Genomic DNA, 25,900 nt, shown 5'->3' with positions numbered 1-25,900 from the left:
GATGACAAAAGCGATACTGTCGCACTCCTCGCGCCCTGCCAACTCGACAGGTGGACGTTTCATTCTCTGGGCGCGTAAGAATCTGTTCTCCAGCTGGAGTAACAGCCTGCTGACGATTGTCTGCCTGTGGCTCATGTGGGAATTGATTCCTCCCCTGCTGAACTGGGCGTTTTTACAGGCCAACTGGGTCGGTTCAACCCGAGCAGACTGCACAAAGGCCGGCGCCTGCTGGGTGTTTATTCATGAGCGCTTCGGCCAGTTTATGTATGGATTGTATCCCCATGAACAGCGCTGGCGGATTAATCTGGCGCTGGTTATCGGCCTGCTTTCTATCGCGGCCATGTTCTGGAAAAAGCTGCCTCATCGTGGACGCTATATTGCCGCCTGGGCAGTGGTTTATCCGATTATTGTCTGGGCGCTGTTGTATGGCGGTTTCCTGGGGCTGGAACGCGTTGAAACACGCCAGTGGGGCGGGCTGACTCTGACGCTGATTATCGCTTCAGTGGGGATAGCCGGTGCGCTACCGTGGGGGATTTTACTGGCTCTGGGACGGCGTTCAAAAATGCCGATCGTCCGTGTGCTCTCCGTTATCTTCATTGAGTTCTGGCGCGGCGTACCGCTTATCACCGTTCTGTTTATGTCGTCGGTCATGCTGCCGCTGTTTATGGCAGAAGGTACCACTATCGACAAGCTGATCCGTGCCCTGGTGGGGGTGATTCTCTTCCAGTCCGCCTATGTCGCTGAAGTTGTGCGAGGTGGTTTGCAGGCGTTACCTAAAGGCCAGTACGAAGCGGCGGAATCACTGGCTCTCGGTTACTGGAAAACGCAAGGACTGGTCATTCTTCCCCAAGCACTCAAGCTGGTCATCCCGGGTCTGGTCAACACGATCATTGCCCTCTTCAAGGATACCAGCCTGGTGATCATCATTGGATTGTTCGATCTCTTTAGCAGCGTGCAACAGGCAACCGTTGACCCTGTCTGGCTGGGTATGTCCACCGAAGGATATGTCTTTGCAGCTCTGATCTACTGGATCTTTTGTTTTAGCATGTCGCGCTACAGCCAGCATCTGGAAAAGCGCTTTAACACCGGGCGTACACCGCACTGAGGAAATTATGAGCCAAATAACTATGACACCCGCCGACGCGATGATTACGCTGGAAAATGTGAATAAATGGTACGGACAATTTCATGTCCTGAAGGACATTAATCTTAAGGTAAAGCAGGGAGAACGCATTGTCCTTTGCGGCCCTTCTGGCTCCGGGAAATCCACGACCATTCGCTGTATTAATCATCTTGAAGAACATCAGCAAGGACGCATTGTGGTTGATGGCATCGAGCTGAATGAAGATATCCGCAATATCGAACGCGTACGTCAGGAAGTGGGAATGGTATTTCAGCACTTTAATCTGTTTCCGCACCTGACCGTTCTGCAGAACTGTACGCTTGCGCCAATTTGGGTACGAAAGATGCCGAAAAAGGAAGCGGAGGCATTAGCCATGCACTACCTCGAGCGCGTACGTATCGCCGAGCATGCCAATAAGTTTCCTGGCCAGATATCGGGCGGCCAACAGCAGCGTGTGGCTATCGCCCGTTCGCTGTGCATGAAACCGAAAATTATGCTGTTTGATGAACCGACATCTGCCCTGGATCCGGAAATGGTGAAAGAGGTTCTGGACACCATGATTGGGCTGGCGCAATCCGGTATGACCATGCTGTGTGTGACACATGAGATGGGGTTTGCGCGAACCGTGGCCGACCGGGTGATCTTTATGGATCGCGGGGAGATTGTTGAGCAGGCACCGCCGGATGAGTTCTTTGCGCATCCGAAGTCAGAACGCACGCGAGCATTCCTGTCGCAGGTGATTCATTAGTCGTTTGCTCTGCCGGGTGGCGGCTTCGCCTTACCCGGCCTACCGTTTTTTCTGCGCATAAACGCAAAAAGGCCATCCTTTCGGATGGCCTTCTCACTTATTTGATGTCTGGCAGTTCCCTACTCTCACATGGGGAGACCCCACACTACCATCGGCGCTACGGCGTTTCACTTCTGAGTTCGGCATGGGGTCAGGTGGGACCACCGCGCTAAAGCCGCCAGACAAATTCTTTTACTTCTTGCCGAACTTTAACCTAAGTATAAAGTGGTGCTGATACCCAGAGTCGAACTGGGGACCTCACCCTTACCAAGGGTGCGCTCTACCAACTGAGCCATATCAGCACGCTAAATTTGATGCCTGGCAGTTCCCTACTCTCACATGGGGAGACCCCACACTACCATCGGCGCTACGGCGTTTCACTTCTGAGTTCGGCATGGGGTCAGGTGGGACCACCGCGCTAAAGCCGCCAGGCAAATTCTGTTAAATCTGTATCAAAGCTGAAAATCTTCTGTCTCTTCGCCGAAACAGCTTCGGCGTTGTAAGGTTAAGCCTCACGGTTCATTAGTATCGGTTAGCTCAACGCATCGCTGCGCTTACACACCCGACCTATCAACGTCGTAGTCTTCAACGTTCCTTCAGGACCCTTAAAGGGTCAGGGAGAACTCATCTCGGGGCAAGTTTCGTGCTTAGATGCTTTCAGCACTTATCTTTTCCGCATTTAGCTACCGGGCAATGCCATTGGCATGACAACCCGAACACCAGTGATGCGTCCACTCCGGTCCTCTCGTACTAGGAGCAGCCCCCCTCAATTCTCCAGCGCCCACGGCAGATAGGGACCGAACTGTCTCACGACGTTCTAAACCCAGCTCGCGTACCACTTTAAATGGCGAACAGCCATACCCTTGGGACCTACTTCAGCCCCAGGATGTGATGAGCCGACATCGAGGTGCCAAACACCGCCGTCGATATGAACTCTTGGGCGGTATCAGCCTGTTATCCCCGGAGTACCTTTTATCCGTTGAGCGATGGCCCTTCCATTCAGAACCACCGGATCACTATGACCTGCTTTCGCACCTGCTCGAGCCGTCACTCTCGCAGTCAAGCTAGCTTATGCCATTGCACTAACCTCCTGATGTCCGACCAGGATTAGCTAACCTTCGTGCTCCTCCGTTACTCTTTGGGAGGAGACCGCCCCAGTCAAACTACCCACCAGACACTGTCCGCAACCCGGATTACGGGTCTACGTTAGAACACCAGCCATTAAAGGGTGGTATTTCAAGGTTGGCTCCACGCAGACTGGCGTCCACGCTTCAAAGCCTCCCACCTATCCTACACATCAAGGACCAGTGTTCAGTGTCAAGCTATAGTAAAGGTTCACGGGGTCTTTCCGTCTTGCCGCGGGTACACTGCATCTTCACAGCGAGTTCAATTTCACTGAGTCTCGGGTGGAGACAGCCTGGCCATCATTACGCCATTCGTGCAGGTCGGAACTTACCCGACAAGGAATTTCGCTACCTTAGGACCGTTATAGTTACGGCCGCCGTTTACCGGGGCTTCGATCAAGAGCTTCGCGTTGCCGCTAACCCCATCAATTAACCTTCCGGCACCGGGCAGGCGTCACACCGTATACGTCCACTTTCGTGTTTGCACAGTGCTGTGTTTTTAATAAACAGTTGCAGCCAGCTGGTATCTTCGACTGATTTCAGCTCCACCCGCAGGGGCTTCACCTACATATCAGCGTGCCTTCTCCCGAAGTTACGGCACCATTTTGCCTAGTTCCTTCACCCGAGTTCTCTCAAGCGCCTTGGTATTCTCTACCTGACCACCTGTGTCGGTTTGGGGTACGATTTGATGTTACCTGATGCTTAGAGGCTTTTCCTGGAAGCAGGGCATTTGTTACTTCAGCACCGTAGTGCCTCGTCATCACACCTCAGCGTTAGAAGAGTTCCGGATTTACCTAAAACTCCCGCCTACATGCTTAAACCGGGACAACCGTCGCCCGGCTAACATAGCCTTCTCCGTCCCCCCTTCGCAGTAACACCAAGTACAGGAATATTAACCTGTTTCCCATCGACTACGCCTTTCGGCCTCGCCTTAGGGGTCGACTCACCCTGCCCCGATTAACGTTGGACAGGAACCCTTGGTCTTCCGGCGTGCGGGCTTTTCACCCGCATTATCGTTACTTATGTCAGCATTCGCACTTCTGATACCTCCAGCATGCCTCACAGCACACCTTCAACGGCTTACAGAACGCTCCCCTACCCAACAACGCATAAGCGTCGCTGCCGCAGCTTCGGTGCATGGTTTAGCCCCGTTACATCTTCCGCGCAGGCCGACTCGACCAGTGAGCTATTACGCTTTCTTTAAATGATGGCTGCTTCTAAGCCAACATCCTGGCTGTCTGTGCCTTCCCACATCGTTTCCCACTTAACCATGACTTTGGGACCTTAGCTGGCGGTCTGGGTTGTTTCCCTCTTCACGACGGACGTTAGCACCCGCCGTGTGTCTCCCGTGATAACATTCTTCGGTATTCGTAGTTTGCATCGGGTTGGTAAGCCGGGATGGCCCCCTAGCCGAAACAGTGCTCTACCCCCGAAGATGAGTTCACGAGGCGCTACCTAAATAGCTTTCGGGGAGAACCAGCTATCTCCCGGTTTGATTGGCCTTTCACCCCCAGCCACAAGTCATCCGCTAATTTTTCAACATTAGTCGGTTCGGTCCTCCAGTTAGTGTTACCCAACCTTCAACCTGCCCATGGCTAGATCACCGGGTTTCGGGTCTATACCCTGCAACTTAACGCCCAGTTAAGACTCGGTTTCCCTTCGGCTCCCCTATACGGTTAACCTTGCTACAGAATATAAGTCGCTGACCCATTATACAAAAGGTACGCAGTCACACCACGAAGGTGCTCCCACTGCTTGTACGTACACGGTTTCAGGTTCTTTTTCACTCCCCTCGCCGGGGTTCTTTTCGCCTTTCCCTCACGGTACTGGTTCACTATCGGTCAGTCAGGAGTATTTAGCCTTGGAGGATGGTCCCCCCATATTCAGACAGGATACCACGTGTCCCGCCCTACTCTTCGAGTTCACAGCAAGTGTGCTTTCGTGTACGGGGCTGTCACCCTGTATCGCCGGACTTTCCAGACCGTTCCACTAACACACAAGCTGATTCAGACTCTGGGCTGCTCCCCGTTCGCTCGCCGCTACTGGGGGAATCTCGGTTGATTTCTTTTCCTCGGGGTACTTAGATGTTTCAGTTCCCCCGGTTCGCCTCGTTAACCTATGTATTCAGTTAACGATAGTGTGTCGGAACACACTGGGTTTCCCCATTCGGACATCGCCGGGTCAAAGGTTCATATCACCTCGCCGGCGCTTTTCGCAGATTAGCACGTCCTTCATCGCCTCTGACTGCCAGGGCATCCACCGTGTACGCTTAGTCGCTTAACCTCACAACCCGAAGATGTTTCTTTCGATTCATCATCAAATTGCGAAAATTTGAGAGACTCGAACACACATAACATGTGTGTCGTTTCAATTTTCAGCTTGATCCAGATTTTTAAAGAGCAAATATCTCAAACGTCACCCGAAGATGAGTTTTGAGATATTAAGGCAGGTGACTTTCACTCACGAACCAGCAAGTGGCGTCCCCTAGGGGATTCGAACCCCTGTTACCGCCGTGAAAGGGCGGTGTCCTGGGCCTCTAGACGAAGGGGACACTGAAGTCTCAATCGCAAGACGCCTTGCTATTTACTTTTCATCAGACAATCTGTGTGGACACTGCAAAGGCAGGTTCTTTAAGGTAAGGAGGTGATCCAACCGCAGGTTCCCCTACGGTTACCTTGTTACGACTTCACCCCAGTCATGAATCACAAAGTGGTAAGCGCCCTCCCGAAGGTTAAGCTACCTACTTCTTTTGCAACCCACTCCCATGGTGTGACGGGCGGTGTGTACAAGGCCCGGGAACGTATTCACCGTAGCATTCTGATCTACGATTACTAGCGATTCCGACTTCATGGAGTCGAGTTGCAGACTCCAATCCGGACTACGACGCACTTTATGAGGTCCGCTTGCTCTCGCGAGGTCGCTTCTCTTTGTATGCGCCATTGTAGCACGTGTGTAGCCCTACTCGTAAGGGCCATGATGACTTGACGTCATCCCCACCTTCCTCCAGTTTATCACTGGCAGTCTCCTTTGAGTTCCCGGCCGGACCGCTGGCAACAAAGGATAAGGGTTGCGCTCGTTGCGGGACTTAACCCAACATTTCACAACACGAGCTGACGACAGCCATGCAGCACCTGTCTCAGAGTTCCCGAAGGCACCAAAGCATCTCTGCTAAGTTCTCTGGATGTCAAGAGTAGGTAAGGTTCTTCGCGTTGCATCGAATTAAACCACATGCTCCACCGCTTGTGCGGGCCCCCGTCAATTCATTTGAGTTTTAACCTTGCGGCCGTACTCCCCAGGCGGTCGACTTAACGCGTTAGCTCCGGAAGCCACTCCTCAAGGGAACAACCTCCAAGTCGACATCGTTTACGGCGTGGACTACCAGGGTATCTAATCCTGTTTGCTCCCCACGCTTTCGCACCTGAGCGTCAGTCTTTGTCCAGGGGGCCGCCTTCGCCACCGGTATTCCTCCAGATCTCTACGCATTTCACCGCTACACCTGGAATTCTACCCCCCTCTACAAGACTCTAGCCTGCCAGTTTCGAATGCAGTTCCCAGGTTGAGCCCGGGGATTTCACATCCGACTTGACAGACCGCCTGCGTGCGCTTTACGCCCAGTAATTCCGATTAACGCTTGCACCCTCCGTATTACCGCGGCTGCTGGCACGGAGTTAGCCGGTGCTTCTTCTGCGGGTAACGTCAATTGCTGAGGTTATTAACCTCAACACCTTCCTCCCCGCTGAAAGTACTTTACAACCCGAAGGCCTTCTTCATACACGCGGCATGGCTGCATCAGGCTTGCGCCCATTGTGCAATATTCCCCACTGCTGCCTCCCGTAGGAGTCTGGACCGTGTCTCAGTTCCAGTGTGGCTGGTCATCCTCTCAGACCAGCTAGGGATCGTCGCCTAGGTGAGCCGTTACCCCACCTACTAGCTAATCCCATCTGGGCACATCTGATGGCAAGAGGCCCGAAGGTCCCCCTCTTTGGTCTTGCGACGTTATGCGGTATTAGCTACCGTTTCCAGTAGTTATCCCCCTCCATCAGGCAGTTTCCCAGACATTACTCACCCGTCCGCCGCTCGTCACCCGGAGAGCAAGCTCTCCTGTGCTACCGCTCGACTTGCATGTGTTAGGCCTGCCGCCAGCGTTCAATCTGAGCCATGATCAAACTCTTCAATTTAAGTTTGATGCTCGTGAATTAAACTTCGTAATGAATTACGTATGTTCACTCAGAGACTTGGTATTCATTTATTGTCCGAAGACATTAAGAATCCATGTCACTTTGAGTGCCCACACAGATTGTCTGATAAATTGTTAAAGAGCAGTGCAACGCGGCTTTCGCTCACCGTTGCGAGGTGGCGTATATTACGCTTTCCTCTTTCAGAGTCAACCCATTATTTCAGGATTTTTTCTCTTCAACCGACCGGGTTGTTTGTGAAGTGATTCACATCCGCCGTGTCGATGGAGGCGCATTATAGGGATCCCATTTTTTAGCACAAGTATTTTTTAGATCTTTTTTTCCGACTGCTGATTTTCCGCGCTTTTCGCTGAAATCCCGCCCGATCTGCTTAAATATTGACGTATTTTGCCTTGTCTCGATCCATTACTATGATCAAAGTCTTCTGTATAGTGCTCATTGTTAGAGGTAGATATGCCCGCAGTATTACGTCCTTATAAAGATCTCTTCCCCCAAAAAGGCGATCGCGTGATGATCGATGCCAGCAGCGTAGTGATTGGTGATGTCCGAATGGCCGATGACGTCAGCATCTGGCCGCTCGTCGCCATCAGGGGAGATGTTAACTATGTGTCGATTGGTGCACGTACCAATATTCAGGACGGTAGCGTTCTGCATGTTACACACAAATCCTCCTATAACCCGGAGGGCAATCCCCTCATCATTGGAGAAGAGGTTACCGTCGGCCATAAAGTGATGCTTCACGGCTGCACTATCGGAAATCGCGTACTTGTTGGCATGGGGTCGATTTTGCTGGATGGCGTCATAGTAGAAGATGACGTAATGATTGGTGCCGGTAGCCTGGTCCCGCAGAACAAACGGCTGGAGAGTGGCTATCTCTATCTGGGAAGCCCGGTAAAACAGATCCGCCCCCTGAAGGAGGCAGAGATCGAAGGGTTAAAATACTCGGCGAACAACTACGTTAACTGGAAGAATGACTATTTGGATCAGGACAACCAAACCCAGCCCTGATCGTCTTCCTGCTGTTCGCGGATTAAATCGCTGGCTTCCTCTTCCAGATCCCAGCGATTTTCGCAAAATACCGCTATCGGGTCTGAACCGCCAAAACGACGTAACAACGTTTCCCCATGAATGGCACAGGTAAGTTGCATCCCCTGCACCAGCACCGGAAAACAGACCGCTTGTTTACTCTCATCCCAGTTCTCTCTGTCCGGGAAATGAATAGCCTGGTTCACGCCGACAGCTCCTGCTTTAACTTTTCAATGACAGGTTCGACCGCAGGCAACACGCCATGCCAGAGCAGCACCGCATGCGCAGCCTGACCCACCAGCATTCCCAGCCCATCGGCTAACTGTTTCGCGCCGTGTTGTTCGCACCAGTTAAGGAAAGGCGTCTTTCCTTTCTGATAAAACATGTCATAGAAGTACATATGCGCGTTGACCAGAGAAGCGGGAATTGCCGGGATCTCTCCTTTAATGCCGCTGGACGTGGCGTTAATGACAAGATCGAACTCACGATCGACAAGATCGTCAAGCGCTACCGCGTTCACGCTACCTGTATGGGCAAACAACGCCGCCAGCGCTTCTGCGCGGGAAAAGGTTCTGTTGGTAATGGTCACCGCACAGTCCATTGAAAGCAGAGGCAACAGTACTCCCCGCGATGCGCCACCCGCACCAATCAGCAGGACCCGGAATCCGGGCTTAATAAACGACAGTCGTTCCAGATCGCTAAGTAAACCAATTCCGTCGGTGTTGTCCCCCAAAAGGCGTCCATCCTCAAGCCGTTTTAGGGTATTGACCGCACCAGCCAGTGAAGCGCGCTCGGTCAGCTCATCTGCACGCTCGAAGGCTTCCTCTTTAAAAGGGACCGTCACATTAGCGCCTTTACCGCCCGCAGCGAAAAAAGCCTCCAGCGTTGGAATAAATGCATCCACCGGTGCCAGTACGCGACCATAGGGATGATTTATCTGCAGCTGTTTCGCAAATTGCTGATGAATCAACGGTGATTTGCTGTGTGCAATCGGATTACCAAAAACAGCATAGGTTTCCATGAGATTACCCCTGGCGAAAACGTTCGCCGGTCAAAGCGTCACGAATTTCAGACGGGTTCAGGCGCCCTCCCGTTTTACCGACAGTAACAGGGAAGTCATTCCCGAACTGCGCCAGCACTTCTTCGGTTGTCCGACAAGGTGGCAATCCGGTCAGGTTGGCGCTGGTTGAGACCAGTGGTTTACCAAATGCCAGACAAAGCTCAACCACCAGCGGATGGTCAGTTACGCGAACGGCGAGGGAATCAAAGCGTCCGGTTAACCAGCGCGGCGTTGTCGGCTGCGCCGGGAAGACGAAGGTCACCGGTCCTGGCCACGCGGAGAAGATAGTCTCGCGCTGCGCTGGCGTCAGCATGGAGTCATCGATATAGGGTTTAAGCTGCTCGTAATTCGCAGCTATCAAAATCAGCCCTTTCTCGACAGGTCTTTGTTTTAAGGCAAGCAGACGGCTCACTGCCGTCTCGCTGTCAGGATCGCAACCGACCCCAAAAACAGCTTCAGTTGGATAGGCGATGACTTCTTCATTTTTCAGTACGTCCACTGCATGCGCAATGGAGCCTGATGGCAGGTTATTATTCACTATTTTGATCCGCCGTAACCGGCTTTCCACATTGTTTACTGGCGCAGAAGCGTTTCATGCCTTGCGCGGTTTTCTTCTCTATGAGTAGCGGATAATTGCAATGAGGGCAGGTTCCCGCTACCGGTTTAAAATTGATAACGAACTGGCATTCAGGATAGCGATCGCACGAATGGAAGGTCTTACCATAACGGGAGCGGCGCTGTACCAATTGACCGCGCTGACACTGAGGGCACGCAATTGCCGTTTCATCAGGCTTATCAATTTGTTCCGTATGTTCGCATTCCGGGTAGCGGCTACATCCAATAAACATGCCGAAACGCCCCTGACGCAGGGCTAATTCACCACCGCAGACTGGACAAAACTGCCCCTCCAGAATTTTAACGATATGCCCATCCGCCTGGCTTTTCAGGGGACGGACATAATCACATTCCGGATAGTGTGAACAACCGAGAAACGGGCCGTGTTTCCCGGACCGAATAACAAGTTCAGCCCCGCACTGCGGGCAGGGCTCGTTTTTATGCACCGTGAATAGTGCTGATTTGGCCATAACAACTCTTGGTGCTGCACATTGAATTAGTGCAGCATACCTTCATTCACTTCAAAGAGTAATTCTTCCATTTGCTGATAGGCATTTTCACAGCCCGGGATATTAAACAGAACCATCAGGATCACCCACTTGAGATCTTCCAGTTCAAATTCTGCTGTATCCAGCGCCATGACGCGCTCTATCACCATTTCTCTCGTTTCGAGGTTCAGCACCTGAATCTGCTCAAGGAATAAGATGAACCCCCGGCAGCTGGCGTCCAGCCTTTCACACTCTTCTGTGGTATAAATGCGTACTGACAATGGGTCAGAAGCAAGCTGCATCGGTTCGGCGAGGCCTTCCTGATAATCAGCCAGTTTTTCCAGCCACATCAACGCATTATAGATATCTTCCCGCTCAAACCCCGCATCGGTAAGATCCTGTGTCAATTTGTCCTGATCCACTCGCATTTCTGCTTCGTTATGGATGTAAGTCTCAAACAAATACATCAGTACGTCGAACATGGCATGCCCTCCTTAATCGGACATAGCCGCCGGGTACAGCTGCGATCCACCCTGCTAACTCCAGTTCGAGTAGCTGTGCTACCGTTACTGGCACAGGTTGGCCGGCACGTTCAGCGACAACGTCAACAGGTGTTACCTCATCTCCTACGTTAGCCAGGAGCTTGGGAAATGGCAATGCCACCTTTCCCTGATCTGATGAATATTGTCGCTTTTCGGGATCTTCCTGCAGCCATTGCAACCCATATTGCAAATTTTCAAGAATATCCCCTACTTCCGTTACCAGTGTTGCCCCTTGCTTAATCAGCCAGTGGGGACCCTCGCATCCGGGGTTGCCTATCGGACCAGGCAACGCGAAGACTTCTCGCCCTTGTTCCAGCGCGCATCGCGCCGTGACCAGCGAACCGCTTCTCCGCGCCGCTTCAACGACCAGCACGCCTTTGCTAAGCCCGCTGATAATGCGATTACGACGCGGAAAGTTTGCTGGCCTCGGCTGTGCGGAAAGCGGGAACTCAGACACTATCGCGCCGTCAGATTCAATAAGCCGCATCGCCAGTGCCTGATGTCGGCGTGGATAAATGCTAAAAAGACCGTTCCCGAGCACCGCTACACTTCGTCCTTTAACTGACAGCGCCGCGCCGTGGGCAACGCCGTCAATACCGCAGGCCAGCCCGCTGGTGATCGTGAAACCGCTTTGTGACAACTGTTCGCATAGGATTTTCCCCCATCGCTCGCCGTACCATGACGGCGCACGACTGCCTACCACCGCCAGTTGAACCGTGTTAAGCGCCTCAGGGTTACCTTTTACGAATAAAGCCCCGGGATAATCAGGAATCGTTCGGAGTAAAGAGGGATAAAGCGGATGGTTGGCCGTCAATAAGTGATTTCCCGGCTGCTCAAGCCACATCAGGCTACGTTCCAGCTCGCTCTCGTCTGGCGCAAAGAACCGTTCAACCTGCTTTGCTGTCAGCCCGGCGTTCCTGGCGACGAGCGCATCGATGTTCTCCTGCTTCTGCAGTCGCGCAGCCGCTTCCAGCATTACATCACCACACAGAGACCCTGTGTGTATTAGCCGTAGCCATATCTCGGTAGACGTCATCCTTTCCCCTGCCATAAGCGGCCTCCGCAATCATTGCGATTGGTCACTGATGCTGTCAATCGATGGGGGATTTGTCTAGAATAGAGAGAGTATTCTTATCAACTCCTGAACACGACTCTGGAAATTTATGGCAGTTTTGCAAGTGTTACATATTCCGGACGAGCGCCTTCGCATCGTCGCTGAACCGGTCAAAGAAGTGAATGCAGAAATCCAGCGTATCGTTGATGATATGTTCGATACCATGTACGCCGAAGAAGGCATTGGCCTGGCGGCGACGCAGGTGGACATTCACAAGCGTATTATCGTGATTGATGTTTCTGAAAATCGCGATGGCCGCCTGGTGCTGATCAACCCTGAGTTGCTCGAAAAGAGTGGCGAAACCGGTATTGAGGAAGGCTGTCTGTCCATTCCTGAACAGCGCGCTTTAGTGCCGCGTGCCGAAAAAGTTAAAATTCGCGCCCTGGATCGCGACGGTAATCCGTTCGAACTGGAAGCAGACGACCTGCTGGCGATTTGTATTCAGCATGAGATGGATCACTTGGTCGGTAAACTGTTTATCGATTATCTCTCGCCGCTGAAGCAGCAGCGTATTCGTCAGAAAGTAGAAAAACTGGATCGTTTGCGTTCTCGCGCATAACGTCCCCCCGGATACAAGGATCATCGTGTCTAAAACACTACGAATTATCTTCGCGGGAACCCCTGATTTTGCAGCGCGTCATCTTGACGCGCTGTTATCTTCTGGTCACCAGGTTGTTGGCGTCTTTACCCAGCCGGACCGTCCGGCAGGTCGCGGTAAAAAACGGATGCCGAGCCCCGTAAAGGTGCTGGCAGAAGAGCATGGGCTACCCGTTTTCCAGCCCGCATCGTTACGCCCAAAGGAAAATCAGCAGCTGGTTGCTGACCTGAATGCCGACGTAATGGTGGTGGTGGCTTACGGTTTAATTTTACCGAAAGCTGTGCTCGATATGCCTCGCCTGGGGTGCATCAACGTGCATGGGTCTCTGCTCCCGCGCTGGCGTGGTGCTGCACCTATCCAGCGCTCGCTGTGGGCAGGTGATGCCGAAACGGGCGTTACCATTATGAAGATGGACGTAGGTTTAGACACCGGCGATATGCTGTATAAACTGGCCTGCCCCATTACGTCAGACGATACCAGCGCCACACTGTATGACAAACTGGCAGACCTCGGTCCACAAGGGCTTATCGAGACGCTCCAGCAGCTGGCTGACAATACGGTGAAACCGGAAGTTCAGGATGAGGCACTGGTGACGTATGCCGAAAAACTGAGCAAAGAAGAAGCGCGGATCGACTGGTCCCTGTCAGCCGCTCAACTTGAACGCTGCATTCGCGCTTTTAATCCTTGGCCAATGAGCTGGATGGAGATTGATGAGCAGCCGGTGAAAGTCTGGAAAGCCTCCGTTATTAGCGGTACTACCACCGCTGAACCCGGTACGATTGTTGACGCCAACAAGAACGGGATCCAGGTGGCGACTGCGCAAGGGATCCTGAATCTTGAATCGCTACAACCGGCCGGTAAGAAGGCCATGAGCGCCCAGGATCTGTTAAATTCCCGTCGCGAATGGTTTATTCCGGGCAATCGTCTTGCCTGAGCAAATTTATTCTTAAGGCCCGGTGTTTCCGGGCATTTTTATTTTTACGGTTATGAAAAAACAAAATCTACGCAGTATGGCGGCTCATGCCGTTGAGCAGGTTATCGAACAGGGCCTGTCATTAAGTAACGTCCTGCCTCCCCTGCAACAAAAAGTCTCTGATAAAGACAAAGCCCTGCTTCAGGAGCTCTGCTTTGGTGTTCTGCGCACGCTTTCTCAGCTTGAGTGGTTGATTAACAAGCTGATGTCACGTCCAATGACAGGCAAGCAGCGCACCGTACACTATTTGATTATGGTGGGCTTCTATCAGCTTCTTCATACCCGCATCCCACCTCATGCCGCGCTGGCTGAGACGGTGGAAGGTGCCGTTGCGATTAAACGACCTCAGCTGAAAGGGCTGATCAACGGCGTACTGCGTCAGTTCCAGAGACAGCAGGAAGAGCTTCTGGATGAATTTACCCAAAGCGAAGCACGTTTCCTGCATCCGGACTGGCTGTTGAAGCGCCTGAAAAAAGCCTATCCACAGCAGTGGCAGGAGATTGCCGATGCCAACAACCAGCGTCCGCCAATGTGGTTACGCGTGAATCGAAATCACCACACCCGTGACGCATGGCTGGCATTACTTGAAGAAGCTGGAATGAGTGGATTCCCGCATGATGCCTATCCGGATGCTGTACGCCTGGCCTCACCGGCACCGGTACATGCATTACCCGGTTTTGATGAAGGCTGGGTAACCGTACAGGATGCCTCGGCTCAGGGCTGCATGACCTGGCTTGAACCCAAAAATGGTGAGCAGATCCTCGATCTGTGCGCCGCGCCTGGGGGCAAAACGACGCATATTCTTGAAGTGGCTCCGCAGGCCAGCGTAATGGCAGTAGACGTCGATGAACAGCGTCTTTCACGCGTCTACGATAACCTCAAGCGTCTGGGCATGAAGGCTCAGGTTAAGCAAGGCGATGGACGCAAACCCGCAGAATGGTGTGGTGAAACACAATTCGATCGCATTTTGCTGGACGCTCCCTGCTCTGCAACCGGTGTTATTCGTCGTCATCCGGACATCAAGTGGCTACGCCGCGATCGTGATATTAAGGAACTTGCCCAACTGCAATCCGACATTCTCGACGCCATTTGGTCACATCTTAAACCTGGCGGAACGCTGGTCTATGCAACCTGCTCCGTACTGCCGGAAGAAAACAGCCAGCAAATCGCGGCCTTCCTTAAACGTACCCCGGGCGCCGCGCTGCGCGATACGGGAACGCCTGAATCCCCGGGTCTGCAGAACCTGCCGGGTGCTGAAGAGGGTGATGGCTTCTTTTACGCTAAGCTAATCAAAGAGTGATGTTGAGAACAGGTCACGAGATATGAAGATTATCATTCTGGGTGCAGGACAGGTGGGCGGAACGCTGGCGGAAAACCTGGTTGGCGAAAACAACGACATCACAATTGTTGATACCAACGGCGATCGTCTGCGTGTCTTACAGGACAAGTTTGACCTGCGCGTGGTGCAGGGTCATGGTTCGCACCCACGCGTTCTTCGTGAGGCGGGTGCCGACGATGCCGACATGCTGGTTGCGGTAACCAGTTCTGACGAAACCAACATGGTGGCCTGTCAGGTGGCCTACTCGCTTTTCAACACGCCAAACCGAATCGCGCGTATTCGCTCTCCGGATTATGTTCGCGATGCTGAGAAACTGTTTAATTCCGAAGCGGTCCCGATTGACCATCTCATCGCGCCAGAACAGCTGGTTATCGACAATATCTATCGCCTGATCGAATATCCGGGCGCCCTGCAGGTGGTGAACTTTGCCGAGGGTAAAGTGAGCCTGGCAGTGGTTAAGGCCTATTACGGCGGACCATTGATCGGGAATGCGCTTTCCACCATGCGCGAGCACATGCCGCATATCGATACGCGCGTTGCAGCCATTTTCCGTCACGACAGGCCAATCCGCCCGCAAGGCTCCACGATTGTCGAAGCAGGTGATGAGGTCTTCTTTATTGCGGCCTCACAGCATATTCGTGCGGTGATGAGTGAACTTCAGCGTCTCGAAAAACCCTATAAACGCATTATGCTGGTCGGCGGCGGCAATATCGGTGCCGGTCTGGCACATCGGCTTGAAAAAGATTACAGCGTGAAGTTGATCGAGCGCGATCAACAGCGTGCTGCTGAGCTGGCGGAAAAACTGCAAAATACGATCGTATTTTATGGCGATGCGTCGGATCAGGAGCTGCTGGCTGAAGAGCATATTGATCAAGTTGATCTCTTTATTGCCGTCACCAACGACGACGAGGCGAATATAATGTCCGCCATGCTCGCCAAGCGTATGGGAGCAAAGAAGGTCATGGTGCTTATCCAGCGCAAGGCGTATGTCGATCTGGTTCAGGGCAGCGTCATTGATATTGCCATTTCACCGCAGCAGGCAACAATTTCCGCGCTCCTGAGCCATGTTCGTAAAGCGGATATTGTCGGTGTGTCATCGCTCCGCCGCGGCGTAGCGGAAGCCATTGAAGCTGTTGCTCACGGAGATGAAACCACGTCACGCGTCGTGGGGCGTTCGATCGACGAAATTAAGCTGCCGCCAGGCACGATTATCGGCGCCGTTGTGCGCGGGAATGACGTCATGATTGCCAATGACAATTTACGTATTGAGCAAGGCGATCACGTTATTATGTTCCTTACCGATAAAAAGTTTATTACCGACGTCGAACGTTTATTCCAGCCAAGTCCATTCTTCCTTTAAAGATTTGGGTGCTCGAGAATGAGCACCCGTACTTTATCCTTTTTATTTCTGTGCCTTTTATTTTTCATAACGTTCAATTATCCCGAATGGCAATTGGCTAATCATTTGTTAAACTTATACTCGTCAGCTGGCACAAGGAGAGAACAATGAGTTTTATTAAAGAATTTCGCGAATTTGCGATGCGCGGGAACGTGGTGGATTTGGCAGTGGGTGTCATTATTGGTGCAGCATTCGGCAAGATTGTTTCATCATTAGTGGCCGACATTATCATGCCACCTTTAGGGCTATTAATCGGGGGCATTGATTTCAAACAATTCGCTTTCACGCTGCGTGAAGCGCAAGGTGATGTTCCGGCAGTAGTAATGCACTACGGCGTATTTATTCAGAACGTATTTGATTTTGTGATTGTCGCGTTTGCCATTTTTATGGCTATCAAGCTGATCAACAGGCTCAACCGTAAAAAAGAAGAGCCGGCTGCTGCACCTGCACCAACGAAAGAAGAAGTGCTGCTGAGTGAGATCCGCGATCTGTTAAAAGAGCAGAATAACCGCGTATAATCAACAGATAAAAGCAGGAAGGCCAGTGGTAAATAAGCGATTCGCTTGCTTGCCACTGGCCTCCCAGTTACCCCGTTTTTCATGCTTGTTTTTACGCAGATAACTTCCTTTCCCTTTTTTATTCTTCTCAACGCGTTGCCTGAATAACGGGTCGTGAAGTAACGCCTCAATGGCATTGTCCTTTATTTGTCCTTTCGTGTGCTGATAGCGGCTCATAATGTCTCCAGAGCAGGGTTTATGACGACGGGAGTCTAGACCCGGATGAACTAAAAATCAACAGCCCTGTTTTTCTCCACTCGCTCCCTGTTCAAGGGCTTCGAGAATTGAACAGTAAATACTGCTGTGGGCCGTCCCGCAGCAGGCATCATTCAGCCTTTGCAGAGAGCGCTGCATGGTTTGCAATTCCTGAATACGTGCTTCAACTTCATCCAGCCGGGCCTGCACAATGCTTTTAGATTCCTGGCAGGTGTGATGCTCCGGATCGATGCGGATCGATAATAACTCACGGATCGAATCCAGCGTGAAGCCGAGCTGACGCGCATAACGAATAAACCGCAGTCGCTGCAGATCGTTATCGGTATAAAGGCGAAAGCCTCCCTCTGTACGAACTTCATGATCGATCATCTGCTGCTTTTCGTAATATCGGATGGTATCCGGCGTGACGTTCGCAAGCTTCGCAAGTTCACCGATACGGTACATAACTACTCCTCGTTTATTTTCAGCATCAATCTTTCACCGTACTCACCGCGAAGGAAATCAGTATTCATCCCAGCCTGGCGCAGTTTGAGTTCAAGCAGGGCGAGGCGGCGGCTAAGTTCAGAGTATTGCGGATCGTCATGGCGGATCCCGTTGAGAAGATCGGACAGTTCTACAGCCTCTCTGCGCTGTTCGAGCTCAGGAGGGAGACAGCCGGCATTTTTCAGTAAACGGTATCCTGCGCGCAGTTCAGGCGCGATGTGCGAATCATCGTCAAGCACAAGGGGTTCGCCGCTACCCGGAAGATCGTCGAATTCACCTTTTCTTTGGGCATCGCGAATATGGCGTTCTGCCCACTGGTCGAGCAACCACATTACCAGCTCCGGGGGATGAACAGAATTGATACAGACATTGTAGAGAAGTGGGGGTATCGCGGATATAAAAAAACCCGCCGAAGCGGGTTTTTTTACGTTACTGCAGATTACTCTGCAGCAGCTTCTGCTTTCTCTGAACGATCAACCAGCTCGATGTAAGCCATCGGCGCGTTGTCGCCTGCACGGAAACCACACTTCAGAATGCGAGTGTAACCACCGGCACGGCTCGCGAAACGCGGGCCCAGTTCGTTAAACAGTTTTGCCACGATCTCGTTATCACGAGTACGGGCGAATGCCAGACGACGATTAGCAACGCTGTCAGTCTTGGCAAGAGTAATCAGCGGCTCAACTACGCGACGCAGCTCTTTCGCTTTAGGCAGGGTCGTCTTGATGATCTCATGACGAACCAGTGAACCTGCCATGTTGCGGAACATAGCCTGGCGATGGCTGCTGTTGCGGTTCAGTTGACGACCACTCTTACGATGGCGCATGACCTTATCCTTCTCAGTAAAACCTTAACCTGTGATCCGGTTACTCGTCAGCAATGCTTGCCGGTGGCCAGTTTTCCAGGCGCATGCCCAGAGACAGACCACGTGAAGCCAGCACGTCTTTAATCTCAGTAAGAGATTTTTTACCCAGGTTCGGCGTTTTCAGCAACTCAACCTCGGTACGCTGTACCAGATCACCGATATAGTGGATAGCTTCTGCCTTGAGGCAGTTAGCAGAGCGGACAGTCAATTCGAGATCGTCAACAGGGCGCAGCAGGATCGGATCGAATTCTGGTTTCTCTTCTTTCACTTCCGGCTGACGTACATCACGTAAGTCAACGAAAGCTTCCAGTTGTTCTGCCAGGATGGTTGCCGCACGACGAATCGCCTCTTCAGGATCGATTGTGCCGTTGGTTTCCATTTCGATGACCAGCTTGTCCAGGTCGGTACGCTGTTCTACACGCGCTGCTTCAACATTGTAGGCAATACGCTCTACAGGGCTATAGCATGCGTCGACCAGCAGACGGCCGATTGGGCGCTCATCTTCTTCCGAATGAATTCGGGCAGAAGCCGGCACATAACCACGACCGCGCTGAACTTTGATACGCATGCTAATAGCTGCGTTCTCATCGGTCAGGTGGCAGATCACGTGCTGCGGCTTGACGATTTCAACATCACCGTCGTGGGTGATGTCGGCTGCAGTCACAGGGCCAATGCCAGATTTATTCAGAGTAAGAATAACTTCATCTTTACCCTGAACTCTCACCGCCAGCCCTTTCAGGTTGAGCAGGATTTCAAGGATATCTTCCTGAACGCCTTCTTTGGTGCTGTACTCATGAAGTACACCATCAATCTCAACCTCGGTCACCGCGCAACCCGGCATCGATGAGAGCAGAATACGGCGCAGTGCGTTACCCAGAGTATGGCCAAAGCCACGCTCTAAAGGCTCAAGGGTCACCTTGGCGTGCGTCGAACTCACTTGCTCGATATCTACCAGGCGCGGTTTTAGAAACTCTGTCACAGAACCCTGCATTGTGTCCTCTCTTTGGTACTAAGCTTTACTTGGAGTAAAGCTCGACGATCAGGTGTTCGTTAATGTCCGCAGACAGATCAGAACGTTCTGGCTGACGCTTGAACGTACCTTCCATCTTGCCAGCATCAACTTCCAGCCAGGTTGGCTTTTCACGCTGCTCAGCCAGCTCCAGAGCGGCCTTCACGCGAGATTGCTTTTTCGCTTTCTCACGAATGCTAACAACGTCATTCGCTTTAACCTGATAAGAAGCGATGTTAACAACACGACCGTTTACCATGATTGCTTTGTGGCTAACCAGCTGACGTGATTCAGCACGAGTAGCGCCGAAGCCCATACGGTATACAACGTTGTCCAGACGACCTTCCAGCAGAGCCAGCAGGTTTTCACCTGTGTTGCCTTTCAGACGTGCTGCTTCTTTATAGTAGTTACGGAACTGACGCTCCAGCACACCGTACATACGGCGAACTTTTTGCTTTTCACGCAACTGCACACCATAGTCAGACAGACGCGGTTTACGCGCACCGTGCTGGCCAGGAGCTTGTTCAATTTTACACTTGGTATCGATCGCGCGAACGCCAGACTTAAGGAATAAGTCGGTGCCCTCACGACGGCTCAGCTTGAGCTTAGGACCCAAATATCTTGCCATTTTCTATCTCCAACTAACCTAAAAAACGGAGCGTTATACGCGACGTTTTTTCGGCGGACGACAACCGTTATGAGGGATCGGAGTCACATCAGTAATATTCGTGATGCGGAAACCAGCGGCGTTCAGAGCGCGAACAGTAGATTCACGACCCGGACCCGGACCTTTAACCATAACTTCCAGATTCTTGATGCCGTATTCTTTTACGGCTTCTGCGCAACGCTCTGCTGCAACCTGAGCTGCGAACGGAGTGGATTTGCGAGAACCACGGAAACCGGAACCACCGGCTGTTGCCCAACCCAATGCGTTACCCTGACGATCAGTAATAGTAACGATGGTGTTGTTGAAAGAAGCATGGATATGAGCCACGCCGTCAGAGACTTGTTTTCTTACACGTTTACGTGCACGAACTGGTGCCTTTGCCATTATTCAATCACCCCGATTATTTCTTGATCGGTTTGCGCGGACCCTTACGGGTACGTGCGTTGGTCTTAGTACGCTGACCGCGCACTGGCAGACCACGACGATGACGCAAACCGCGATAGCAACCAAGATCCATCAGGCGCTTGATGCTCATGCTGATTTCACGGCGCAGATCACCTTCAACGACAAATTTGGCAACTTCGTCACGCAGCGTGTCGATTTGTTCTTCAGACAGCTCACTGATCTTAACATCTTCAGCGATACCCGCTGCAGCCAGAATGGCTTTAGAACGGGTCTTGCCGACGCCGTAGATCGAAGTTAATGCGATCACAGCATGTTTCTGATCAGGAATGTTAATGCCTGCTATACGGGCCACTATGCACTCCTACTATTTAATATGTACGCACCATGCTGAAAAGCCCGTTTTCAGGATACTCAAATGGAAACGTACAGACATACAAAAGATTGGCTGGCTAATCTAGCCAGCTCAACCCAACTTTGCAAGAAAAATATGCGAAATAATCAGCCTTGGCGCTGTTTATGCTTCGGCTCGGCACTGCAAATCACACGGATGACACCATCACGCTTAACGATTTTGCAGTTACGGCATAATTTCTTGACGGAAGCACGAACTTTCATTTTTACTCTCCGTAACTTCTCAGGCGACCATTTAGCGGCCGTAGCCTTTCAGGTTCGCCTTCTTCAATGCAGACTCATACTGACTGGACATCATCAGAGTTTGCACTTGAGCCATAAAGTCCATAATCACGACAACAACGATAAGCAGTGAGGTCCCACCGAAGTAGAACGGTACTTTCATTGCATCACGCATGAACTCCGGGATCAGGCAGATAAAAGTAATATAAAGCGCACCAACCAAAGTCAGGCGAGTCATTACTTTATCGATATACTTCGCCGTTTGCTCTCCCGGACGAATTCCTGGTACAAATGCACCGGACTTCTTCAGGTTATCTGCTGTTTCACGCGGGTTGAAGACCAACGCCGTGTAGAAGAAACAGAAGAAGATGATCGCAGACGCATAGAGTAACACATAAAGTGGTTGCCCAGGCTGCAAATACAGCGAAATTGTTGTCAGCCAGTTCCAACCAGTACCGCCCCCGAACCATGACGCGATGGTTGCCGGGAACAGAATAATACTGGAAGCGAAGATAGCCGGGATAACCCCCGCCATGTTCACTTTCAGCGGTAAATGTGTGCTCTGTGCAGCATAGACACGACGACCCTGCTGACGTTTAGCGTAGTTCACCACAATGCGGCGTTGGCCACGTTCAACGAAGACAACAAAGAACGTCACTGCAAATACTAATACTGCAACCAACAGCAACAGGAGGAAGTGCAGGTCGCCTTGACGCGCTTGCTCGATAGTATGGGCGATGGCTGGCGGGAGGCCCGCAACAATACCGGCGAAGATAATGATTGAGATACCGTTACCGATACCACGCTCAGTAATCTGTTCGCCGAGCCACATCAGGAACATTGTCCCTGTGACCAGACTTACAACAGCGGTGAAGTAGAATGCAAAGCCCGGGTTTAACACCAGGCCCTGCATACCAGGCATATTCGGCAGACCGGTAGCAATACCGATCGACTGGAATATTGCCAGCACCAGAGTACCGTAACGGGTGTACTGACTAATCTTACGACGTCCAGACTCCCCTTCTTTCTTCAACTCTGCCAGGGCCGGATGAACGACCGTCAGCAGCTGGATAATAATAGATGCCGAAATGTACGGCATAATACCCAATGCGAAGATAGAAGCACGGCTGAGAGCACCACCAGAGAACATGTTGAACATTTCAATGATGGTGCCTCGCTGTTGCTCAAGCAGTTTGGCAAGTACAGCGGCATCGATACCAGGGATCGGAATAAAAGAGCCAATACGGAACACAATCAGCGCGCCGATAACAAACAGCAGTCTGCGTTTCAGCTCGCCAAATCCACCTTTGGCACTTTGAAAATCTAATCCCGGTTGCTTAGCCATCTGCTACTTATTCCTCAATTTTACCGCCAGCAGCTTCGATAGCAGCACGAGCACCTTTAGTAACACGCAGGCCACGAACAGTTACCGGAGTAGAAACTTCACCAGCCAGGATCACTTTCGCGAACTCGATCTGGATACCGATAATGTTTGCTGCTTTCAGCGTGTTCAGGTCTACAACGCCGCCTTCAACTTTCGCCAGGTCAGACAGACGGATTTCCGCTGTGATCGCTGCTTTGCGAGAGGTGAAACCGAACTTCGGCAGACGACGGTACAGTGGCATCTGGCCACCCTCGAAACCGCGACGTACGCCACCGCCAGAACGAGAGTTCTGACCTTTGTGACCACGACCACCGGTTTTGCCGAGGCCAGAACCGATACCACGACCCAGGCGTTTACCCGCCTTTTTAGAGCCTTCGGCCGGAGACAGAGTATTTAAACGCATCTCTTACTCCTCAACTTTAACCATGAAGTAAACCGCGTTGACCATACCACGAACAGCAGGAGTATCCTCGCGCTCAACGGTATGACCAATACGACGCAGACCCAGGCCAAGCAGCGTTGCCTTGTGTTTCGGCAGACGACCGATTGCACTGCGGGTTTGAGTGATTTTAATAGTCTTTGCCATGGTCAATTACCCCAGAATTTCTTCAACGGATTTACCACGCTTGGCAGCGACCATTTCTGGAGAATTCATATTTTCCAGGCCATCAATAGTTGCACGAACCACGTTGATCGGGTTGGTGGAACCATATGCTTTGGCCAGAACGTTATGAACCCCAGCAACTTCCAGAACGGCGCGCATTGCACCACCGGCGATGATACCGGTACCTTCTGAAGCTGGCTGCATGAATACACGAGAACCCGTGTGAACACCTTTAACTGGGTGCTGCAGGGTGCCGTTGTTCAGCGCGACGTTAATCATATTGCGACGGGCTTTTTCCATCGCTTTCTGGATCGCTGCTGGAACTTCACGCGCTTTACCGTAACCAAAACCAACGCGACCGTTACCATCGCCTACTACAGTCAGAGCTGTGAAGGAGAAAATACGACCACCTTTAACGGTTTTAGATACGCGGTTTACCGCGATCAGCTTTTCCTGCAGTTCGCCAGCCTGTTTTTCGATGTGAGCCATCTTACACCTCTACCTTAGAACTGAAGGCCAGCTTCACGGGCAGCATCTGCCAGTGCCTGGACACGACCATGATATTGGAACCCGGAACGGTCAAAGGAAACATTGCTGATGCCTTTTTCCAGAGCGCGTTCAGCAACAGCTTTACCCACAGCTGCAGCGGCGTCTTTGTTACCGGTGTACTTCAATTGTTCTGAGATAGCTTTTTCTACAGTAGAAGCAGCTACCAGAACTTCAGAACCGTTCGGTGCAATTACCTGTGCGTAAATATGACGCGGGGTACGATGTACCACCAGGCGAGTTGCACCCAGCTCTTTGAGCTTGCGGCGTGCGCGGGTCGCACGACGGATACGAGCAGATTTCTTATCCATAGTGTTACCTTACTTCTTCTTAGCCTCTTTGGTACGCACGACTTCGTCGGCGTAACGAACACCCTTGCCTTTGTAAGGCTCAGGACGACGGTAGGCGCGCAGATCTGCTGCAACCTGACCGATCAGCTGTTTATCAGCGCCTTTCAGCACGATTTCAGTTTGAGTCGGACATTCTGCAGTGATACCGGCCGGCAGCGGATGCTCAACAGGGTGTGAGAAGCCCAGAGACAGGCCTACTGCATTCCCTTTGATAGCTGCACGATAACCTACACCAACCAGCTGAAGCTTTTTAGTGAAGCCTTCGGTAACACCAACAACCATTGAGTTCAGCAGGGCACGCGCGGTACCAGCCTGAGCCCATCCATCCACGAAACCATCACGTGGACCGAAGGTCAGAGCGTTATCTGCATGTTTAACTTCAACAGCTTTGTTGAGGGTACGAGTCAGCTCGCCGTTTTTACCTTTGATCGTAATAACCTGACCGTCGATTTTTACATCAACGCCGGCAGGAATAACGACCGGTGCTTTAGCAACACGAGACATTCTTTCCTCCGATTAGGCTACGTAGCAGATAATTTCGCCACCAAGACCAGCCTGGCGCGCTGCACGATCAGTCATAACACCTTTAGAGGTAGAAACAACTGCGATACCAAGACCAGCCATAACTTTCGGCAGCTCATCTTTTTTCTTATAGATGCGCAGACCTGGGCGGCTGACACGCTGAATGCTTTCTACAACAGCTTTACCCTGGAAATACTTGAGAGTAAGTTCCAGTTCCGGCTTGGTGTCGCCTTCAACTTTAAAATCTTCGATAAAACCTTCTTCCTTCAGCACGTTGGCAATTGCCACTTTCAGCTTGGCGGAAGGCATGGTGACCGCAACTTTGTTCGCGGCCTGACCGTTACGGATACGGGTCAGCATATCCGCGATCGGATCTTGCATGCTCATCTGTCTTTACTCCCGTGATTCAATTGGTAATTACCAGCTAGCCTTTTTCAAGCCTGGCACTTCACCGCGCATAGCGGCTTCACGCAGTTTGATACGGCTCAACCCAAACTTGCCCACATAACCATGTGGACGACCTGTTTGACGACAGCGGTTACGCTGACGAGACGGGCTGGAATCACGCGGCAGAGACTGCAGCTTGAGAACCGCATTCCAACGATCTTCGTCGGAAGCGTTCACATCAGAAATGATCGCTTTCAGTTCAGCGCGTTTAGCGAAGAATTTATCAGCTAAAGCTACGCGCTTTACTTCGCGTGCTTTCATTGATTGCTTAGCCATTCAGTAACCCTACCTTACTTGCGGAACGGGAAGTCAAAGGCAGCCAGCAGAGCACGGCCTTCTTCGTCAGATTTCGCAGTAGTGGTAATGGTAATATCCAAACCACGCACGCGGTCGACTTTATCGTAGTCGATTTCTGGGAAGATGATCTGCTCACGGACACCCATGCTGTAGTTACCACGACCGTCGAAAGACTTAGCGGACAAGCCACGGAAGTCACGGATACGTGGAACAGCAATAGTGATCAGGCGCTCAAAGAACTCCCACATGCGTTCGCCACGCAGAGTTACTTTACAGCCGATCGGATAGCCCTGACGGATTTTGAAGCCTGCAACAGATTTGCGTGCTTTGGTGATCAGCGGTTTTTGACCGGAGATTGCTGTCAGGTCAGCTGCTGCGTTATCCAGCAGTTTCTTGTCAGCGATCGCTTCACCAACACCCATGTTCAGGGTGATCTTCTCGACCCGAGGGACTTGCATGACAGAATTGTAGTTAAACTCAGTCATGAGTTTGTTAACTACTTCGTCTTTGTAGTAATCATGCAGTTTCGCCATC

General features: G+C 51.8%; 32 protein-coding genes, 2 tRNA genes and 4 rRNA genes. 8 read left to right on the top strand and 30 right to left on the bottom strand.

The genetic code is table 11. The features are described 5' to 3' along the window. Position 1 precedes the first annotated feature (1 nt). Together NQ230_RS02615 and NQ230_RS02610 are read left to right on the top strand one after the other, a co-directional pair. Positions 2-1,105: an amino acid ABC transporter permease gene (locus tag NQ230_RS02615; protein WP_213328940.1), complete on the top strand. Its 1,104-nt coding sequence runs from the start codon at positions 2-4 to the stop codon at positions 1,103-1,105. Positions 1,106-1,112: 7 nt separating this feature from the next. After that, the gene (locus NQ230_RS02610) at positions 1,113-1,871 is read left to right on the top strand and encodes an amino acid ABC transporter ATP-binding protein (protein WP_014171880.1); all 759 of its coding nucleotides are present in this window, start codon (positions 1,113-1,115) and stop codon (positions 1,869-1,871) included. 106 nt (positions 1,872-1,977) lie between these two features. On the opposite strand, the gene rrf (NQ230_RS02605) is transcribed toward NQ230_RS02610, so the two are convergent. The 6 genes from rrf (NQ230_RS02605) to NQ230_RS02580 all read right to left on the bottom strand — a co-directional run bounded on the left by rrf (NQ230_RS02605) (position 1,978) and on the right by NQ230_RS02580 (position 7,212). After that, positions 1,978-2,093 (bottom strand): 5S ribosomal RNA (gene rrf, locus NQ230_RS02605). Positions 2,094-2,136: 43 nt separating this feature from the next. Continuing rightward, positions 2,137-2,212, bottom strand: a tRNA-Thr gene (locus tag NQ230_RS02600). A 14-nt stretch (positions 2,213-2,226) separates the two neighbouring features. Beyond that, positions 2,227-2,342: ribosomal RNA gene (gene rrf / locus NQ230_RS02595) — 5S ribosomal RNA — on the bottom strand. A gap of 69 nt (positions 2,343-2,411) precedes the next feature. Continuing rightward, positions 2,412-5,317: ribosomal RNA gene (locus NQ230_RS02590) — 23S ribosomal RNA — on the bottom strand. A 192-nt stretch (positions 5,318-5,509) separates the two neighbouring features. Then, positions 5,510-5,585: transfer RNA gene (locus tag NQ230_RS02585), tRNA-Glu, on the bottom strand. A gap of 85 nt (positions 5,586-5,670) precedes the next feature. Then, a 16S ribosomal RNA gene (locus NQ230_RS02580) occupies positions 5,671-7,212 on the bottom strand. The 16S, 23S and 5S rRNA genes sit together here with 2 tRNA genes alongside, the layout of an rRNA operon. A gap of 471 nt (positions 7,213-7,683) precedes the next feature. Here NQ230_RS02580 and NQ230_RS02575 point away from each other — a divergent pair. Then, the gene (locus tag NQ230_RS02575) at positions 7,684-8,238 is read left to right on the top strand and encodes a gamma carbonic anhydrase family protein (protein WP_029740647.1); all 555 of its coding nucleotides are present in this window, start codon (positions 7,684-7,686) and stop codon (positions 8,236-8,238) included. Here NQ230_RS02575 and NQ230_RS02570 read toward each other — a convergent pair. The 6 genes from NQ230_RS02570 to dprA are packed head-to-tail and all read right to left on the bottom strand — an operon-like array spanning position 8,214 to position 11,997. After that, complete coding sequence (locus tag NQ230_RS02570; protein ID WP_048976997.1) at positions 8,214-8,462, bottom strand: DUF1488 family protein; 249 nt, start codon at positions 8,460-8,462, stop codon at positions 8,214-8,216. The two genes, NQ230_RS02575 and NQ230_RS02570, sit on opposite strands and share 25 nt — an antisense overlap. Then, complete coding sequence (gene aroE / locus NQ230_RS02565) at positions 8,459-9,277, bottom strand: shikimate dehydrogenase (RefSeq protein ID WP_257259824.1); 819 nt, start codon at positions 9,275-9,277, stop codon at positions 8,459-8,461. The genes NQ230_RS02570 and aroE overlap by 4 nt, the downstream gene beginning before the upstream one ends. Before the next feature lie 4 nt (positions 9,278-9,281). Beyond that, a complete protein-coding gene (gene tsaC / locus NQ230_RS02560) occupies positions 9,282-9,854 on the bottom strand; it encodes an L-threonylcarbamoyladenylate synthase type 1 TsaC (RefSeq protein WP_257259822.1) in 573 nt (190 codons plus the stop codon). Then, positions 9,847-10,401: a DNA topoisomerase family protein gene (locus NQ230_RS02555; protein ID WP_032662341.1), complete on the bottom strand. Its 555-nt coding sequence runs from the start codon at positions 10,399-10,401 to the stop codon at positions 9,847-9,849. Before NQ230_RS02555 ends, tsaC begins: the two co-directional genes overlap by 8 nt. Positions 10,402-10,427: 26 nt before the next feature. Further along, the gene (gene smg / locus NQ230_RS02550; protein WP_112780609.1) at positions 10,428-10,901 is read right to left on the bottom strand and encodes a DUF494 family protein Smg; all 474 of its coding nucleotides are present in this window, start codon (positions 10,899-10,901) and stop codon (positions 10,428-10,430) included. After that, positions 10,873-11,997: a DNA-protecting protein DprA gene (dprA, locus tag NQ230_RS02545; protein WP_257259817.1), complete on the bottom strand. Its 1,125-nt coding sequence runs from the start codon at positions 11,995-11,997 to the stop codon at positions 10,873-10,875. Before dprA ends, smg begins: the two co-directional genes overlap by 29 nt. A 127-nt stretch (positions 11,998-12,124) precedes the next feature. Between dprA and def the strand changes: the two genes are divergently transcribed. From def to mscL, 5 genes are all read left to right on the top strand, one after another. Then, the gene (gene def, locus NQ230_RS02540; protein ID WP_008503479.1) at positions 12,125-12,634 is read left to right on the top strand and encodes a peptide deformylase; all 510 of its coding nucleotides are present in this window, start codon (positions 12,125-12,127) and stop codon (positions 12,632-12,634) included. A gap of 25 nt (positions 12,635-12,659) precedes the next feature. Next, positions 12,660-13,607: a methionyl-tRNA formyltransferase gene (fmt, locus tag NQ230_RS02535; RefSeq protein WP_257259816.1), complete on the top strand. Its 948-nt coding sequence runs from the start codon at positions 12,660-12,662 to the stop codon at positions 13,605-13,607. Positions 13,608-13,659: 52 nt separating this feature from the next. Then, positions 13,660-14,946 carry a 16S rRNA (cytosine(967)-C(5))-methyltransferase RsmB gene (rsmB, locus tag NQ230_RS02530; RefSeq protein ID WP_257259815.1) on the top strand — a complete coding sequence of 429 codons (1,287 nt, stop codon included), beginning with the start codon at positions 13,660-13,662 and terminating at the stop codon, positions 14,944-14,946. 22 nt (positions 14,947-14,968) lie between these two features. Continuing rightward, a complete protein-coding gene (gene trkA, locus NQ230_RS02525) occupies positions 14,969-16,345 on the top strand; it encodes a Trk system potassium transporter TrkA (RefSeq protein WP_008503482.1) in 1,377 nt (458 codons plus the stop codon). A 146-nt stretch (positions 16,346-16,491) separates the two neighbouring features. Then, positions 16,492-16,902 carry a large-conductance mechanosensitive channel protein MscL gene (gene mscL / locus NQ230_RS02520; RefSeq protein WP_023309449.1) on the top strand — a complete coding sequence of 137 codons (411 nt, stop codon included), beginning with the start codon at positions 16,492-16,494 and terminating at the stop codon, positions 16,900-16,902. On the opposite strand, the gene NQ230_RS02515 is transcribed toward mscL, so the two are convergent. The 18 genes from NQ230_RS02515 to rplE all read right to left on the bottom strand — a co-directional run bounded on the left by NQ230_RS02515 (position 16,903) and on the right by rplE (position 25,899). Beyond that, a complete protein-coding gene (locus NQ230_RS02515; RefSeq protein WP_063145680.1) occupies positions 16,903-17,118 on the bottom strand; it encodes an alternative ribosome-rescue factor A in 216 nt (71 codons plus the stop codon). It abuts the gene before it with no gap. A gap of 57 nt (positions 17,119-17,175) precedes the next feature. Beyond that, positions 17,176-17,601 (bottom strand): Zn(2+)-responsive transcriptional regulator, encoded by a 426-nt coding sequence (gene zntR, locus NQ230_RS02510; RefSeq protein ID WP_023333666.1) that lies wholly within the window; start codon positions 17,599-17,601, stop codon positions 17,176-17,178. Between the two features lie 2 nt (positions 17,602-17,603). Then, on the bottom strand, positions 17,604-17,972 hold the full coding sequence (locus tag NQ230_RS02505; protein ID WP_257259803.1) for a DnaJ family domain-containing protein: 369 nt from the start codon (positions 17,970-17,972) through the stop codon (positions 17,604-17,606). Between the two features lie 107 nt (positions 17,973-18,079). Then, positions 18,080-18,463: a 50S ribosomal protein L17 gene (gene rplQ / locus NQ230_RS02500; RefSeq protein ID WP_001216368.1), complete on the bottom strand. Its 384-nt coding sequence runs from the start codon at positions 18,461-18,463 to the stop codon at positions 18,080-18,082. A 40-nt stretch (positions 18,464-18,503) separates the two neighbouring features. Then, entirely contained in the window at positions 18,504-19,493 is a 990-nt protein-coding gene (locus NQ230_RS02495; RefSeq protein WP_002919219.1) for a DNA-directed RNA polymerase subunit alpha, read from the bottom strand. A gap of 25 nt (positions 19,494-19,518) precedes the next feature. Next, positions 19,519-20,139: a 30S ribosomal protein S4 gene (gene rpsD, locus NQ230_RS02490; protein WP_004868345.1), complete on the bottom strand. Its 621-nt coding sequence runs from the start codon at positions 20,137-20,139 to the stop codon at positions 19,519-19,521. 33 nt (positions 20,140-20,172) lie between these two features. Continuing rightward, positions 20,173-20,562: a 30S ribosomal protein S11 gene (gene rpsK / locus NQ230_RS02485; RefSeq protein ID WP_003863312.1), complete on the bottom strand. Its 390-nt coding sequence runs from the start codon at positions 20,560-20,562 to the stop codon at positions 20,173-20,175. A 16-nt stretch (positions 20,563-20,578) separates the two neighbouring features. Further along, on the bottom strand, positions 20,579-20,935 hold the full coding sequence (gene rpsM / locus NQ230_RS02480) for a 30S ribosomal protein S13 (protein WP_003863308.1): 357 nt from the start codon (positions 20,933-20,935) through the stop codon (positions 20,579-20,581). Between the two features lie 146 nt (positions 20,936-21,081). Beyond that, the gene (gene rpmJ, locus NQ230_RS02475; RefSeq protein WP_000868187.1) at positions 21,082-21,198 is read right to left on the bottom strand and encodes a 50S ribosomal protein L36; all 117 of its coding nucleotides are present in this window, start codon (positions 21,196-21,198) and stop codon (positions 21,082-21,084) included. 31 nt (positions 21,199-21,229) lie between these two features. After that, a complete protein-coding gene (secY, locus tag NQ230_RS02470) occupies positions 21,230-22,561 on the bottom strand; it encodes a preprotein translocase subunit SecY (RefSeq protein WP_003863305.1) in 1,332 nt (443 codons plus the stop codon). A gap of 7 nt (positions 22,562-22,568) precedes the next feature. Beyond that, positions 22,569-23,003, bottom strand: a complete 435-nt coding sequence (gene rplO, locus NQ230_RS02465; RefSeq protein ID WP_003863304.1) for a 50S ribosomal protein L15 — start codon at positions 23,001-23,003, stop codon at positions 22,569-22,571. A 3-nt stretch (positions 23,004-23,006) separates the two neighbouring features. Further along, positions 23,007-23,186 (bottom strand): 50S ribosomal protein L30, encoded by a 180-nt coding sequence (rpmD, locus tag NQ230_RS02460; protein WP_003863301.1) that lies wholly within the window; start codon positions 23,184-23,186, stop codon positions 23,007-23,009. 6 nt (positions 23,187-23,192) lie between these two features. Then, positions 23,193-23,693 carry a 30S ribosomal protein S5 gene (rpsE, locus tag NQ230_RS02455; RefSeq protein ID WP_003863299.1) on the bottom strand — a complete coding sequence of 167 codons (501 nt, stop codon included), beginning with the start codon at positions 23,691-23,693 and terminating at the stop codon, positions 23,193-23,195. Between the two features lie 14 nt (positions 23,694-23,707). Beyond that, complete coding sequence (gene rplR / locus NQ230_RS02450; protein ID WP_003863297.1) at positions 23,708-24,061, bottom strand: 50S ribosomal protein L18; 354 nt, start codon at positions 24,059-24,061, stop codon at positions 23,708-23,710. Positions 24,062-24,070: 9 nt separating this feature from the next. Next, the gene (gene rplF, locus NQ230_RS02445) at positions 24,071-24,604 is read right to left on the bottom strand and encodes a 50S ribosomal protein L6 (protein ID WP_003863296.1); all 534 of its coding nucleotides are present in this window, start codon (positions 24,602-24,604) and stop codon (positions 24,071-24,073) included. A 12-nt stretch (positions 24,605-24,616) separates the two neighbouring features. After that, positions 24,617-25,009, bottom strand: coding sequence for a 30S ribosomal protein S8 (gene rpsH / locus NQ230_RS02440; RefSeq protein WP_006178918.1), 393 nt, complete (start codon positions 25,007-25,009; stop codon positions 24,617-24,619). A gap of 30 nt (positions 25,010-25,039) precedes the next feature. After that, on the bottom strand, positions 25,040-25,345 hold the full coding sequence (gene rpsN, locus NQ230_RS02435) for a 30S ribosomal protein S14 (RefSeq protein WP_003863291.1): 306 nt from the start codon (positions 25,343-25,345) through the stop codon (positions 25,040-25,042). Between the two features lie 14 nt (positions 25,346-25,359). Then, positions 25,360-25,899, bottom strand: coding sequence for a 50S ribosomal protein L5 (gene rplE / locus NQ230_RS02430; protein ID WP_001096206.1), 540 nt, complete (start codon positions 25,897-25,899; stop codon positions 25,360-25,362). Position 25,900: the final 1 nt, after the last annotated feature.

The organism is Enterobacter asburiae (genome assembly GCF_024599655.1).
GTDB lineage: Bacteria > Pseudomonadota > Gammaproteobacteria > Enterobacterales > Enterobacteriaceae > Enterobacter > Enterobacter asburiae_D.
Note: the sequence above shows the minus strand (reverse complement) of the source record. Positions and strands in the feature narration are given on the sequence as shown.